Below are 13,623 nucleotides of genomic sequence, written 5' to 3'. Positions count from 1 at the left end.
ACACCGCTCACCGAATCGGCGGCACGCCGCCACATGGCCGGCGTCTGTTTCAAGATCGGACCGCCCCGGCTGGTCGGTGTCGAGGTCGAGTGGTTCGTCCATGACGACCGATGTCCCACCCACCCCGTCCTACCGGAGCGGCTGCACGCCGCACTGGACTCGCTGCCCCTCGGCGGCCCCGACGGGACCTCGCTCCCCTCCGGAGCCCGCCTCACTCTCGAACCCGGCGGACAGGTCGAGCTCAGCTCCCCGCCCGCCGACGGCCTCACCTCCTGCGTCGACGACACCCGACGCGATCTCGCCGCCCTGCGGGCCGCCTTCGCCGCCCAGGGCCTGCGCCTCACCGGCACCGGCACCGACCCCCTCGCCCGTCCGCGCCAGATGGTGCTGGACCACCCGCGCTACCTGGCGATGGAACGATTCTTCAACTCGGCCGGCCCCTGGGGCCGGATCATGATGACCGGCACCGCCTCCGTCCAGGTCTGCCTGGACGCCGGTGCCGCGGACGGTCCGCACGCGCTGGACCGGCGCTGGCGCCTCGCCCACCGGCTCGGGCCGGTGCTGGTCGCCGCCTTCGCCAACTCCCCGCTGCTGGACGGCAAGCCCACCGGCCACCGGTCCACCCGGCAGACCGTCTGGTCCCGGATGGACCCCACCCGCACGCTCGCCCCGGCCCCCGACCACGGCGACCCGCGCGAGGCCTGGACCCGGTACGTGCTGGACGCCGAGGTGCTCTGCATCCGCCGCCCCGACGGGCTGCCATGGACCGCGCCGGCCGGGATGACCTTCGCCGACTGGCTGCGCGGCGCCGGCGAGCGCCCGCCCACCCTGGCCGACCTGGACTACCACCGGACCACGCTGTTCCCGCCGGTCCGCCCGCGCGGCCACCTGGAGCTGCGGATGATCGACGCGCAGCCCGGCGACGGCTGGATCGTCCCCGCCGCCCTGGTCACCGCGCTGCTGGACGACCCGGCGGCCGCCGAGGCCGCACTCGCGGCGCTGGAGCCGCTGGAGAGCGCCGACGGCCCGCGCCCGCCGCGAAGCGACGCCTGGCGCCGGGCCGCCACCCTGGCCGTCGCCGACCCGGAGCTGCGCCGCGCCACCCTCGCCTGCTTCGCCGCCGCCGACGCCGCGCTGGGCCGCCTGCCCGGTGCCGGGCGGCTGCGCACCGCCGTCGCCGAGTTCGCCGAGCGCTACCCCGCGCGCGGCCGCTGCCCGGCCGACGACCAGCTGGACGCACTGCGCTCCGGCACCCGACGCACTCCCCCGGAGGAGGCCGCACCATGATCGACGACGCCCGCCCGACCGGCGCCCCCGCCCCGGCAGCCGCGCCGCTGGAGACCCTGTCGCCGGAGGCCCTCCGGGAGACGATCGCCGCCGAGCTGCTGGCCGCCCGCGCCCGCACCGCCGCGCTCACCGACTGCGTCGAGGACCGCGACCTGACCGCCCAGCACTCACCGCTGATGTCCCCGCTGGTCTGGGACCTCGCGCACATCGGCAACCAGGAAGAGCTCTGGCTGCTGCGCAACGTCGGCGGCCGGGACCCGATGCACCCCGAGATCGACCCGCTCTACGACGCCTTCGAGCACCCGCGCGCCGAGCGCCCCAGCCTGCCGCTGCTGCCGCCGCACGAGGCACGCGCGTACGCGCACGAGGTGCGCGGGCGGGTGCTCGACCTGCTGGGCGAGAGCCCACTGGAGGGCGCGCCGCTACTGGACGCCGGGTTCGCCTTCGGCATGATCGCCCAGCACGAACAGCAGCACGACGAAACGATGCTGATCACCCATCAGCTCCGCAAGGGCGAGCCCGCCCTGGCCGCTCCCCCGCCACCGCCCGCCCCGGCGGACGCGGCCACGCTGCCCCCCGACGTGGTGATCCCGGCGGGCCCGTTCACCATGGGCACCGACACCGAGCCATGGGCACTGGACAACGAACGCCCGGCGCACCGGGTCGACTTGCCGGCCTTCCGGCTGGACACCACCCCCGTCACCAACGGCGCCTACCTGCGGTTCATCGCCGACGGCGGCTACGACGACCCGCGCTGGTGGACCGCCGAGGGCTGGGACCACCGGCAGAAGGCCGGGCTGACCGCCCCGCTGTTCTGGCAGCGCGAGGACGGCCAGTGGCTCCGCCGCCGGTTCGGCCTGCTGGAGCCGGTGCCGGCCGACGAGCCGGTGCTGCACGTCAGTTGGTACGAGGCCGACGCGTACGCCCGGTGGGCCGGGCGGCGGCTGCCGACCGAGGCCGAATGGGAGAAGGCCGCCCGGCACGACCCGGCCACCGGGCGCTCCCGCCGCTACCCGTGGGGCGACGCGTCACCCGCGCCCGCGCACGCCAACCTCGGCCAGCGCCACCTCCGGCCGGCCCCGGCCGGCAGCTACCCGGACGGCGAATCGCCTGACGGAGTACGGCAGTTGATGGGCGATGTCTGGGAGTGGACCGCCAGCGACTTCCGCCCCTACCCGGGCTTCCGGGCCTGGCCGTACAAGGAGTACTCGGAGGTCTTCTTCGGACCCGAGTACAAGGTGCTGCGCGGCGGCTGCTTCGCCGTCGCACCGGTCGCCTGCCGGGGCACGTTCCGCAACTGGGACTACCCGGTCCGCCGGCAGATCTTCGCCGGGTTCCGCACCGCCGCCGACGTGGAGGCCGGCTGATGTGCCGTCACATCGCCTACCTGGGCGAGCCACTGGCACCGAGGGAGCTGCTGGTCGAGCCGCCGTTCGGGCTCTGCCGGCAGTCCTGGGCACCACGGACGCAGCAGTACGGCACGGTCAACGCGGACGGCTTCGGCCTCGGCTGGTACGCGGACGGCGACGAGGTGCCGGCCCGCCACCGGCGGGCCGGCCCGATCTGGGCGGACGCCTCGTTCGCCGACCTCGCCCGGGTGATCCGCACCCGGGCGCTGCTCGCGGCCGTCCGCTCGGCCACCGAGGGCTGCGCGGCGGGCGAGGAGGCGGCCGCGCCGTTCGCCGCCGGGCGCTGGCTGTTCAGCCACAACGGCGCGGTGGCCGGCTGGCCGGAAAAGCTCGACGCCCTGGCCGGGCTGCTGCCGCCGGCCGAGCTGCTGGAGCTGGTGACGCGCACCGACTCGGCGCTGCTCTGGGGGCTGGCGCTGCACCGGCTGCGGGCGGGCGTCGGCCTCGGCGAGGCGCTGGCCGGCACCGTCGCGGACGTGGCCGCCCACACCAGCGGCCGGCTCAACCTGCTGCTCACCGACGGCCGCGCCATCGCCGCGACCACCTGGGGCGACACCCTGCACCACCGGACCCTGCCCGGGCTCGGGGTGGTGGTGGCCTCCGAGCCGTACGACGACCACCCGGACTGGACGGCCGTCCCGGACCGCTCACTGCTGCTGGCCGGCCCGGACGGCGTCACGGTCCGGCCGCTCGGGGCCGTCCGGCCGCTCTGAGCCCCTCCCCCTCTCCTTCACTTTTTGAACCGAGGATCAACCTGTCATGAGCACCTTTGATCTCACCCGACTGCTGCCCGCCGACCACTTCAGCACCGCTCTGCGGCACGACGTGCAGCTCGGCCTGACCTCCGAACCGAAGTGGCTGCCGCCGAAGTGGTTCTACGACGCCCGGGGCAGCGAGCTGTTCGAGGAGATCACCCGGCTGCCGGAGTACTACCCGACCCGCGCCGAGCGGGCCATCCTGACCGCCCGGGCCGGCGAGATCGCCGCCGCCACCCACGCCCGCACCCTGGTCGAGCTGGGCTCCGGCTCCTCCGAGAAGACCCGGCTGCTGCTGGACGCCCTGCGCGACCTCGGCACGCTGCACACCTACGTCCCCGTCGACGTCAGCGAGAGCGCGCTGACCGCCGCCGGTACGGCGCTCGCCGAGGAGTACCCGGGGCTGACGGTGCACGGTGTGCTGGCCGACTTCACCGCCCGGCTGGGGCTGCCCCCGGACGGCGGCCCGCGCCTGGTCGCCTTCCTCGGCGGCACCCTCGGCAACCTGCTCCCCACCGAGCGGGCCGCCTTCCTGCGCGGCCTGCGCGCCGCCCTCGACCCGGGCGACTTCCTGCTGCTCGGCACCGATCTGGTGAAGGACCCGGGCGTGCTGGTCGCCGCCTACGACGACGCGGCCGGGGTGACCGCGGAGTTCAACCGGAACGTGCTCAACGTGCTGAACCGCGAGCTGAACGCCGACTTCGACCCGGACGCGTTCGAACACGTGGCGCTCTGGGACCAGGAGCAGGAGTGGATCGAGATGCGGCTGCGCTCGCTGCGCGCCCAGACGGTGAAGATCCCGGTGCTCGACCTGCCGGTCCACTTCGACGCGGGCGAGGAACTGCGCACCGAGGTGTCGGCGAAGTTCCGCCGGGAGCGGGTCGCCGAGGAGCTGGCGGCGGCCGGCCTGCGGCTGAGCCACTGGTGGACGGACGACGAGGGACGGTTCGGGCTGTCGCTGGCCTCGCCGGTCGAAGCTCGGATTTGATAGTTCACTTTACTAATGGCAAAAGGGACTTGATGGGCATCCCACGTACAACACTTGAACATTGACGGGTTACGATCTCGGCACCAAGCTCAGCGTTGAGTACCAGGAGTCAAGATCGTGAGCGTCACCCAGCAGCCCACGGAGCCGACGGAGCCCTCGGCGGCGGAGGCCCGATCCACCGACCGCCTCGGCTTCGTCGTCTTCATCACCGCCGCCGCGGCCCTCGGCGGATTCCTGTTCGGCTACGACAGCTCCGTGATCAACGGGGCCGTCTCGGGCATCCAGGAGAAGTTCGGCGTCGGCGACGGCGTGACCGGCCTGATCGTCTCCTCGGCGCTGCTCGGCTCGGCGGTCGGCGCCGCGGTGGCCGGCCGGTTCGCCGACCGGTACGGCCGGATCAAGGTGATGAAGGCGGGTGCGCTGCTCTTCGCGGTGAGCGCGGTCGGCTCGATGCTGCCGTTCTCCGCCTGGGACCTCGCCTGCTGGCGGGTCCTCGGCGGAGCGGCCATCGGCATCGCCTCGGTGATCGCCCCGACCTACATCGCCGAGGTGGCGCCGACCAAGTACCGCGGCCGGCTCGCCTCCTTCCAGCAGGCCGCGATCGTGCTCGGCATCGCGATCTCCCAGCTGGTCAACTGGGTGCTGGCGGACGCCGCCGGCGGCGAGACCCGTGGCCACCTGCTCGGCCTGGAGGCCTGGCAGTGGATGCTCGGCATCTGCGTGCTGCCCGCCGCCGTCTACTTCGTGCTCTCCTCGATGATCCCCGAGTCCCCGCGCTACCTGATCTCGGCCGGCCGCCTGGACGAGGCCCGCGCCGTACTCGCCGACGTCGAGGGCAAGGACGCCGACACCGACGCCCGGATCGCCGAGATCCAGGGCCTGATCGCCTCCGACCACCAGCCGCGCTTCCGCGACCTGCTCGGCGGCCGGTTCGGCCTGCTGCCGATCGTCTGGGTCGGCATCGGCCTCTCGGTCTTCCAGCAGCTGGTCGGCATCAACGTGATCTTCTACTACTCGTCGATCCTCTGGCAGTCGGTCGGCATCGACCAGAGCAACTCGCTGCTGATCAGCTTCATCGGCTCCGTCATCAACATCCTCGGCACCGTGGTCGCGATCCTGCTGGTCGACCGGATCGGCCGCAAGCCGCTCGCCCTGATCGGCTCGGCCGGCATGGCCGTCGCCCTGGCCGCCTGCGGCTGGGCGTTCTCCTCCGCCACCGGCAGCGGCGACAACGTCACCCTCCCCGACCTCCAGGGCACCGTCGCACTGGTCGCCGCCAACGCGTTCGTGCTGTTCTTCGCGATGTCCTGGGGCGTCGTGGTCTGGGTGATGCTCGGCGAGATGTTCCCCAACCGGATCCGCGCCGCCGCGCTCTCCGTCGCCGCCTCCGCGCAGTGGATCGCCAACTGGGCGATCACCGTCTCGTTCCCCTCGCTCTCGCGCTGGAACCTGTCGGCGACCTACCTGGTCTACGCGGCCTTCGCGGCCCTGTCGATCGTCTTCGTGGCGCGGTTCATGAAGGAGACCAAGGGCATCCGGCTGGAGGACATGGGCTGACGGAAGCCGTCGGCCGAGGCAGGACTTCGCAGGACCTCGCGGAACCTCGCAGGAGCTCGTAGGAGCTCGTAGGAGCTCGTAGGAGCTCGTAGGAGCTCGTAGGAGCTCGCAGGACCCGGCCGAGGAAAGCCATGAGCTGATCCGACAGTCGGACCGTCGGCCCCCGCACCCTAGCGCCCTCGGCGCGGGTGCGGGGGCCGAATCGTTCACTCCCTGCGGCAGGGCGCACACCTCCGGTACTCCTGGTGGCCAGGAGGGATGAGTCCTTGATCTTCAACCGGCTTCGCGCCCGCAGCACCCGCAGACCCGTGGCAGCGCCTGCCGCCGGCTGTCCCTACGCCCACACGCACCCTGCACCCGAGCCCGCCGGACCGGCGCCCGCCCCGACGACCGCGCACCCGGTCGGCCGGCTGACCGACCACGTCACCGGCTCGCTCACCCCCCGCGACAAGGCCCCGGGGGCGGCCCCCCCCGGCCACCTCACCGACGGCGGCCACCTCACCGACGGCGACCACCGCACCGACCGCGAGTACCTCATCGATCCCGGCCATGTCGCCGTTCCAGGCCACTTCACCGATCCCGCGGAGGCCGAAGCGTTCGTCCGGCAGTTCCACCGCGAGCAGCCCGCCGCCGGGGACCCGGCCGACCGGGTGCGGGCCGTCCTGGACGAGATCGACCGCACCGGCACCTACGAGCACACGCCCGCAGAGCTCGCGTACGGCACCAAGCTGGCCTGGCGCAACGCGGCCCGCTGCATCGGCCGGCTGTACTGGCGCAGCCTCGTCGTCCGCGACCTGCGGCACCTGGGCTCGGCCGACGACATCGCCGCCGAGTGCTTCGAGCACCTGCGGGTCGCCGGCAACGGCGGCCGGATCCGCCCGGTGATCTCGGTGTTCGCCCCCGACCGCCCCGGCCGTCCGGCCGCCCGCATCCTCAACCAGCAGCTGATCCGCTACGCCGGCCACCCCGGCGCGGACGGCGCCTGGATCGGCGACCCTGCCGGCGCCCAACTGGCCGCCCGGGCCCGGGACCTCGGCTGGAAGTGCGGTGAGGAGCGGTTCGAGGTGCTGCCACTGCTGGTCCAGGAGCGGCCCGGCGAGCGCCCCGAGTGGTACGAGCTGCCGGACGACACCACGCTCGAGGTCGAGCTCGTCCACCCCGACCACGACTGGTTCGCCGATCTCGGCCTGCGCTGGTACGCGGTGCCGGCGATCAGCGACATGACGCTGGAGATCGGCGGCGTCCGCTACCCCACCGCGCCGTTCAACGGCTGGTACATGGGCACCGAGATCGGCGCCCGCAACCTCGCCGACGCCGACCGGTACGACATGCTGGCCACCGTCGCCGAGCGGCTCGGCCTGGACACCTCCAGCGACCGCACGCTCTGGCGCGACCGGGCGCTGGTGGAGCTCAACGTCGCGGTGCTGCACTCGTTCCAGGAGGCCGGGGTGACCATGGCCGACCACCACACCGAATCGGAGCGGTTCCTCAAGCACGTCGCCCAGGAGAAGCGGCTCGGCCGGGCCACACCCGCCGACTGGAGCTGGATCGTGCCGCCGGTCTCCGGCGGGCTGACTCCCGTCTACCACCGGTACTACGACCCGGTGGACCCGTCGCTGCGGCCGGCCTTCGTGGCCCGCGAGCCCTGGTGACTCCTGCGGGCGGTGCGGGGCTCGGCGGCCCAGAGGTGGGGAGCTCGGCGGGCCAGCGGGCCGGCGGGTCAGCCGGTCGGCGCTCAGCGGGCCGGGACGGTGCGTTCGTACCGTAGGAGCAACCCGTCGAGGAGCGCTTCGAGCCCGGTCTCGAACGCGCCCTCGTCGATCGCGCTCCGGTGCTCGGCCAGCCGGTGGGCCTCGCCGAGGTGCGGGTAGTCGGCGGCGTCGTACACCCCGGCGTCCTCGGGAAAGCCCGCCGCGAACGAGGCAAGCGCCGAGCCGGCCACGAAGTACCGCATCAGCGCGCCGATCCGGGTGGCCTGCCCGCGTGGCCAGCCGGCCTCGACCAGGCAGCCGAAGACGGCGTCGGCCAGCCGCAGCGCGTTCGGCCGCCGCCCGGGGCCCTGGGCCAGCACGGGGACGATGTTCGGATGCGCGGCGAGGGCGGCACGGTAGGAGCGGGCCCAGTCGCGGAGCGCCTCCGGCCAGGGCGCGTCCCGGCCGAACATCGACAGGTCGACTTCGCCCATCACGCTGTCCACCACGGCGTCCAGCAGCTCGTCCTTGGTGGCGAAGTGGTTGTAGAGCGACGGCCCGCTGACCGACAGCTCGGTGGCGAGGCGGCGGGTGGAGAGCGCGGCCAGGCCCTCGGCGTCGATCAGCTGGAGCGCGGCGGTGACGATGCGCTCGCGACTGAGCAGGGGGGTGCGCGGGCGGGCCATCGTCGCGGTGCCTCCGGTCGAGTGGGTTCGGGTGGGTCGGTGCGCGGGTGGATCGGTACGCGGGTCGGTCGGTGCGCGGGTCGGTCGGTGCGCGGGTCGGTCGGTGCGCGGGTCGGTCGGTGCGCGGGTCGGTCGGTGCGCGGGTGGATCGGCCGGGCTCGAACCGGTAGCTGCGTTCGAGTGGGTGGGGACCGATTCTGGCAGGCGCCTCTTCCCAGTGCGCCCCGGTCGGGGCTACAGTCCCCCCATAAAACTTGCAGCGCTAGTTTAACGGGGTCCCGATGAACCTGGAGCTCTCCGAGGAGCAGGCCGCCCTCCGTGACCTGGCGGCCGCCTTCACCGACCGCGAGATCGTCCCCTACGCCGCCGAGTGGGACCGCGCCGAGTCCGTCGACCGCGCGATCATCGGCAAACTCGGCAAGCTGGGCCTGCTCGGCCTCACCCTCCCCGAGGAGTACGGCGGCAGCGGCGGCGACCATCTCGCCTACTGCCTCGCCCTGGAGGAGCTCGGCCGGGGCGACTCCGCCGTGCGCGGCATCGTCTCGGTCTCGCTCGGCCTGGTCGCCAAATCGATCAACGGCTACGGCAGCGAGGAGCAGAAGCGGCACTGGCTGCCCCTGCTCACCTCCGGTGAAGCCCTCGGCTGCTTCGCTCTCACCGAACCCGGCACCGGCTCGGACGCCGCCAACCTCACCACCCGCGCGGTCCGGGACGATGGGGGCACCTCCCGCCCGAAGGGTGGGGGAAACTGGCTGATCAGCGGCGCCAAGATGTTCATCACCAACGGGACGTGGGCCGACGTCGCCCTCGTCTTCGCCCGGACCGGCGGGGAGGGACACAAGGGCATCACCGCCTTCCTCGTCCCCACCGACCTGCCCGGCTTCACCCGCACCGAGATCCACGGCAAGCTCGGCCTGCGTGGCCAGGCCACCGCCGAACTCACCTTCGACGCCGTCCGGGTGCCCGACTCCGCCCGGCTCGGCGAAGTCGGCAAGGGCTTCAGTGTGGCGATGGCAGCGCTCGCCAAGGGCCGGATGTCGGTCGCCGCCGGCTGCGTCGGGATCGCCCGGGCCTGCCTGGACGCCGCCGTCCGGTACGCGGGCGAGCGCGAGCAGTTCGGCAAGCCGATCGCCTCGCACCAGCTGGTGCAGGAGCTGCTCGCCGACATCGCCGTGGACGTCGAGGCCTCCCGTCTGCTCACCTGGAAGGTCGCCGACCACATCGACCGCGGACTGCCGTTCGCCACCGAGTCCTCCGTCGCCAAGCTCTACGCGAGCGAGGCCGCCGTCCGGGCGTCCAACAACGCGCTCCAGGTGTTCGGCGGCTACGGGTTCATCGACGAGTACCCGGTCGGCAAGTACCTGCGCGACGCGCGGGTGATGACCCTCTACGAGGGCACCAGCCAGATCCACAAGCTGCTGATCGGGCGCGCGCTCACCGGCGTCAACGCCTTCTAGTCGCATTGTTCAGCTGTTCCTGCTTTTGCCGCTGTTTCCCGCTTTTTGCTGCTGTTCCCGCTGTTCCCGCTGTTCCTGCTCTTGCTGTTCCCGCTGATAAGGAGCCCGACGACGTGCGTCCTGTCTACTTCGCCGCAGCCCGCCGCACACCCATCGGCCGGCTGCGCGGAGCGCTCGCCACGGTCCGCCCCGACGACCTCTCGGCCACCGTGCTGCGCGCCCTGCTCGCCGACGTGCCCGCCCTCGACCCGGCCCGGATCGACGACGTCTACTGGGGCGCCGCCAACCAGGCCGGCGAGGACAACCGCAATGCCGCCCGGATGGCCGTCCTGCTGGCCGGCCTGCCCGACACCGTCCCCGGCGCCACCGTCAACCGGCTCTGCGCCTCCGGCCTGGAGGCCGTCACCATGGCCGCCCGGGCCATCGGCTCCGGCGAGGCAGACGTGGTGCTGGCCGGCGGCTGCGAGTCGATGACCCGCGCCCCCTTCGTCCTCCCCCGCCCCGACGAGGCGCTGCCGCACAAGATCGAAACCTATGACACCCGGCTCGGGTGGCGGCTCACCAACCCCCGGATGGCCGACCTGCACGGCGTCCTCTCCATGGGCGAGACCGCCGAGGAGGTCGCCACCCGGTACGGCATCACCCGCGAGCGGCAGGACGCCTTCGCGCTCCGGAGCCACCAGCGGGCCGCCGCCGCCCGCAAGGACGGCCACTTCGACGCCGAACTGGTGCCGGTCGAGCGGCCGGACGGGGTGACGGTCGGCCAGGACGAGAGCATCCGCGAGGACACCAGCCTCGAGAAGCTGGCCCGACTGAAGCCCGCGTTCCGGGCGGGCGGCACGGTGACGGCGGGCAACGCCTCGCCGATGAACGACGGCGCGGCCGGCCTGGTGCTGGTCAGCGAGGAGGCGCTCGGCGAGCTGGACCTCCAGCCGCTCGGCCGCTACGTCGCCGGCGCCTCGGCCGGGGTGCACCCGGACGTCATGGGCATCGGCCCGGTGCCGGCCACCCGCAAGGCGCTCGGCCGGGTCGGCTGGTCGATCGACGAGCTGGAGGAGGCCGAGCTCAACGAGGCCTTCGCCGCCCAGGTACTCGCCTCCGTCGACCAGTTGGGCATCGACCCGGAGCTGGTCAACCCGACCGGCGGCGCCATCGCGCTCGGCCACCCCCTGGGCGGCTCCGGCGCCCGCATCCTCACCACCCTGCTGCACCGGATGCGCCGCAGCGGTGCCCGCCGCGGACTGGCCACCATGTGCGTGGGCGTCGGCCAGGGCACCGCCGTTCTCGTGGAATCGGCCTGAGGGTCGCGGCCTGCCATCCGTCCCCCCATCACTCATCGATCGAAGGAACAGCTGTGACTCGCTTCGCAGGCAAGGTCGCCGTCGTCACCGGCGCGGCGCAGGGTATCGGTGCGGCCACCGCGCGGCTGCTGGCGGAGGAGGGTGCGACCGTCGCCGTCGTCGACCTCACCGCCGAGCGCGCCGCCGGCACCGTCGAGGAGATCACCGCCAAGGGCGGCACCGCACGGGCGTACGGCTGCGACGTGGCCGACTACGACGCGGTGGAGGCGGTGTTCGCGCAGGTGGCGCAGGACCTCGGCGGGGTCCACATCCTGGTGAACAACGCCGGGATCACCCGGGACAACCTGTTCTTCAAGATGCCCAAGTCCGACTGGGACGCGGTGCTGACGGTCAACCTGACCAGCGCCTACAACTGCAGCCACGTCGCGCAGAAGTACATGGTGGCGCAGAAGTACGGCAAGATCGTCTCGCTCAGCTCGCGCTCGGCGCTCGGCAACCGGGGCCAGGCCAACTACGCCGCCGCCAAGGCCGGCATCCAGGGGCTGACCGCCACCCTGGCCATCGAGCTGGGCCCGTTCAACATCAACGTCAACGCCGTCGCCCCCGGCTACATCGCCACGGCGATGACCGCCGCCACCGCCGAGCGGGTGGGCGCCTCGGCGGAGGACCACCAGACCGAGGTCGCGGCCCGGACGCCGCTGCGGCGGGTCGGACAGCCGGAGGAGATCGCCTCGGTGGTCGCCTTCCTGGCCAGCGAGGACGCCTCGTACGTCAGCGGGCAGACGCTGTACGTCAACGGCGGGGCGCGCTGACCATGTCCTGACGTTTCATCAGATGGCCGTCCCCGGTGGTGGGTTACCTTCACCAGGGACGGCCTTTACCTTTTCCGGTGGCCAGGCGTGGCCATGCCGGCAGTACGAAATGACTATGGCATGATCATGTGGCGCTCGATGGGATGGCCGGACCGACCCGACCGAACCAGGTCGGGCCCTGCGTCCCAAGGAGTCCCATGGGCAGCCCCGCCACCCTCCGCCGCGCCCTGGCCCTGCTCGCCGCCGGGGCAACCGCCCTCACCGCCGGCACGCTCTCCGTACCGGCCGTGAGCGCCACGGCCTCCGGCAGCCTGGCCGGCGTGCACGTCCGCCCCGCCTCCGCCGGGCACATCAGCGCCACCGGGCGCACCGCGCCACTGCCCACCTCGCAATGCGTCAGCCAGATCGGCATCCACTGCTACTCCCCGCTCCAGTACCGGACGGCCTACAACCTCGACCCGCTGTACCAGCAGGGCATCACCGGCAAGGGCCGCACCATCGTCATCGTCGACTCCTTCGGCTCGCCGACCATCCAGCACGACCTGGAGGTCTTCGACAAGCAGTGGGGCATCCCCGACACCCAGGTCGAGGTCGTCAAGTGGGGCAACGTCCCGCCGTTCGACCCCACCAACGCCGACCACACCGGCTGGGCGGGTGAGACCACCCTCGACGTCGAGTACGCCCACGCCGTGGCCCCCGACGCGCACATCATCCTGGTCGAGACCGGCGTCGCCGAGACCGAGGGCACCACCGGCCTGCCCGAGATGATGGACGCCGAGAAGAGCCTCATCAAGTCCGGCCGCGCCGACGTGATCTCGCAGAGCTTCGGCGCCACCGAGAACACGTTCCCGGGCTTCGACAAGGGCAACTTCAAGTCGCTCACCGACCTGCGCTACGCCTTCAAGGAGGCCGCCGACCACGACGTCACCGTGCTCGCCGCCTCCGGCGACAACGGTGCGACCGACGCTCAGGAGAACGGCGAGGACCTGTACCCGTACAAGGTCAACTCCTGGCCCTCCAGCGACCCGCTGGTCACCTCCATCGGCGGCACCCAGCTCAGCCTGGACGACGCCGGCAAGCGCACCGCGCCCGACAAGGTCTGGCACGACAACTACGGCGCGGGCGGCGGCGGCGTGTCCGGCGTCTTCGAGCGCCCCTGGTACCAGGCCGGCGTGGCCGGGGTCACCGGCAACCACCGCGGCACCCCGGACATCAGCATGAGCGCGGCCGTGGACGGCGCCGCCTGGACGTACGAGTCCTACGACCCGACCTCCGTCGGCTGGCACCTCACCGGCGGCACCAGCGAGGCCACCCCGATCTTCTCGGGCGTCGTCGCCCTCGCCGACCAGCTCGCCGGCCACCGCCTCGGCCAGCTCAACTGGCGCCTCTACGGCCTCAACCTGCTCCCGCAGCAGTGGAGCGGCCTGGTCGACGTGACCGCCGGCGACAACTCCTGGGACAAGGTGACGGGCTACCAGGCCACCAAGGGCTACGACCTCGCCAGCGGCCTCGGCACCATCGACGCCACCAAGTTCGTCCACGCCCTCGCGGGCCGCTGACCGCAACACTTCTCCGGAGGGGGGAGCCGGCACACCGGCTCCCCCCTCCGGCACGTCCGGCCGCCACGGGGGGGGGGGGGGGGGGGGGGGGGGGGGTGGGTGGCGGTGGTTGTCGCGTGTG

General features: G+C 72.9%; 11 protein-coding genes. 10 read left to right on the top strand and 1 reads right to left on the bottom strand.

The window, feature by feature from the left end:
• Positions 1-33 precede the first annotated feature (33 nt).
• The 6 genes from egtA (at position 34) to ACZ6NC_RS25270 (ending at position 7,648) form a co-directional block, all read left to right on the top strand.
• A complete protein-coding gene (egtA, locus tag ACZ6NC_RS25295; RefSeq protein WP_465736043.1) occupies positions 34-1,287 on the top strand; it encodes an ergothioneine biosynthesis glutamate--cysteine ligase EgtA in 1,254 nt (417 codons plus the stop codon).
• The gene (egtB, locus tag ACZ6NC_RS25290; protein WP_465736042.1) at positions 1,284-2,654 is read left to right on the top strand and encodes an ergothioneine biosynthesis protein EgtB; all 1,371 of its coding nucleotides are present in this window, start codon (positions 1,284-1,286) and stop codon (positions 2,652-2,654) included. The genes egtA and egtB overlap by 4 nt, the downstream gene beginning before the upstream one ends.
• Positions 2,654-3,409, top strand: coding sequence for an ergothioneine biosynthesis protein EgtC (egtC, locus tag ACZ6NC_RS25285; RefSeq protein ID WP_465736041.1), 756 nt, complete (start codon positions 2,654-2,656; stop codon positions 3,407-3,409). The genes egtB and egtC overlap by 1 nt, the downstream gene beginning before the upstream one ends.
• A gap of 46 nt (positions 3,410-3,455) precedes the next feature.
• Entirely contained in the window at positions 3,456-4,439 is a 984-nt protein-coding gene (gene egtD / locus ACZ6NC_RS25280) for an L-histidine N(alpha)-methyltransferase (RefSeq protein ID WP_465736040.1), read from the top strand.
• Positions 4,440-4,556: 117 nt separating this feature from the next.
• The gene (locus tag ACZ6NC_RS25275; protein ID WP_465736039.1) at positions 4,557-5,996 is read left to right on the top strand and encodes a sugar porter family MFS transporter; all 1,440 of its coding nucleotides are present in this window, start codon (positions 4,557-4,559) and stop codon (positions 5,994-5,996) included.
• Between the two features lie 536 nt (positions 5,997-6,532).
• A complete protein-coding gene (locus ACZ6NC_RS25270) occupies positions 6,533-7,648 on the top strand; it encodes a nitric oxide synthase oxygenase (protein WP_465736141.1) in 1,116 nt (371 codons plus the stop codon).
• A gap of 83 nt (positions 7,649-7,731) precedes the next feature.
• Here ACZ6NC_RS25270 and ACZ6NC_RS25265 read toward each other — a convergent pair whose 3' ends face one another.
• Positions 7,732-8,373 (bottom strand): TetR/AcrR family transcriptional regulator, encoded by a 642-nt coding sequence (locus ACZ6NC_RS25265; RefSeq protein WP_465736038.1) that lies wholly within the window; start codon positions 8,371-8,373, stop codon positions 7,732-7,734.
• Between the two features lie 281 nt (positions 8,374-8,654).
• Between ACZ6NC_RS25265 and ACZ6NC_RS25260 the strand changes: the two genes are divergently transcribed.
• The 4 genes from ACZ6NC_RS25260 (at position 8,655) to ACZ6NC_RS25245 (ending at position 13,502) form a co-directional block, all read left to right on the top strand.
• Positions 8,655-9,830 (top strand): acyl-CoA dehydrogenase family protein, encoded by a 1,176-nt coding sequence (locus tag ACZ6NC_RS25260; RefSeq protein WP_465736037.1) that lies wholly within the window; start codon positions 8,655-8,657, stop codon positions 9,828-9,830.
• Positions 9,831-9,943: 113 nt separating this feature from the next.
• Complete coding sequence (locus tag ACZ6NC_RS25255) at positions 9,944-11,131, top strand: thiolase family protein (RefSeq protein WP_465736036.1); 1,188 nt, start codon at positions 9,944-9,946, stop codon at positions 11,129-11,131.
• Positions 11,132-11,184: 53 nt separating this feature from the next.
• On the top strand, positions 11,185-11,943 hold the full coding sequence (gene fabG, locus ACZ6NC_RS25250) for a 3-oxoacyl-ACP reductase FabG (protein ID WP_465736035.1): 759 nt from the start codon (positions 11,185-11,187) through the stop codon (positions 11,941-11,943).
• A gap of 197 nt (positions 11,944-12,140) precedes the next feature.
• Positions 12,141-13,502, top strand: coding sequence for a S53 family peptidase (locus ACZ6NC_RS25245; protein ID WP_465736034.1), 1,362 nt, complete (start codon positions 12,141-12,143; stop codon positions 13,500-13,502).
• Positions 13,503-13,623: the final 121 nt, after the last annotated feature.

The sequence above is a fragment of the Kitasatospora sp. NPDC041988 genome (genome assembly GCF_055588525.1).
Note: the sequence above shows the minus strand (reverse complement) of the source record. Positions and strands in the feature narration are given on the sequence as shown.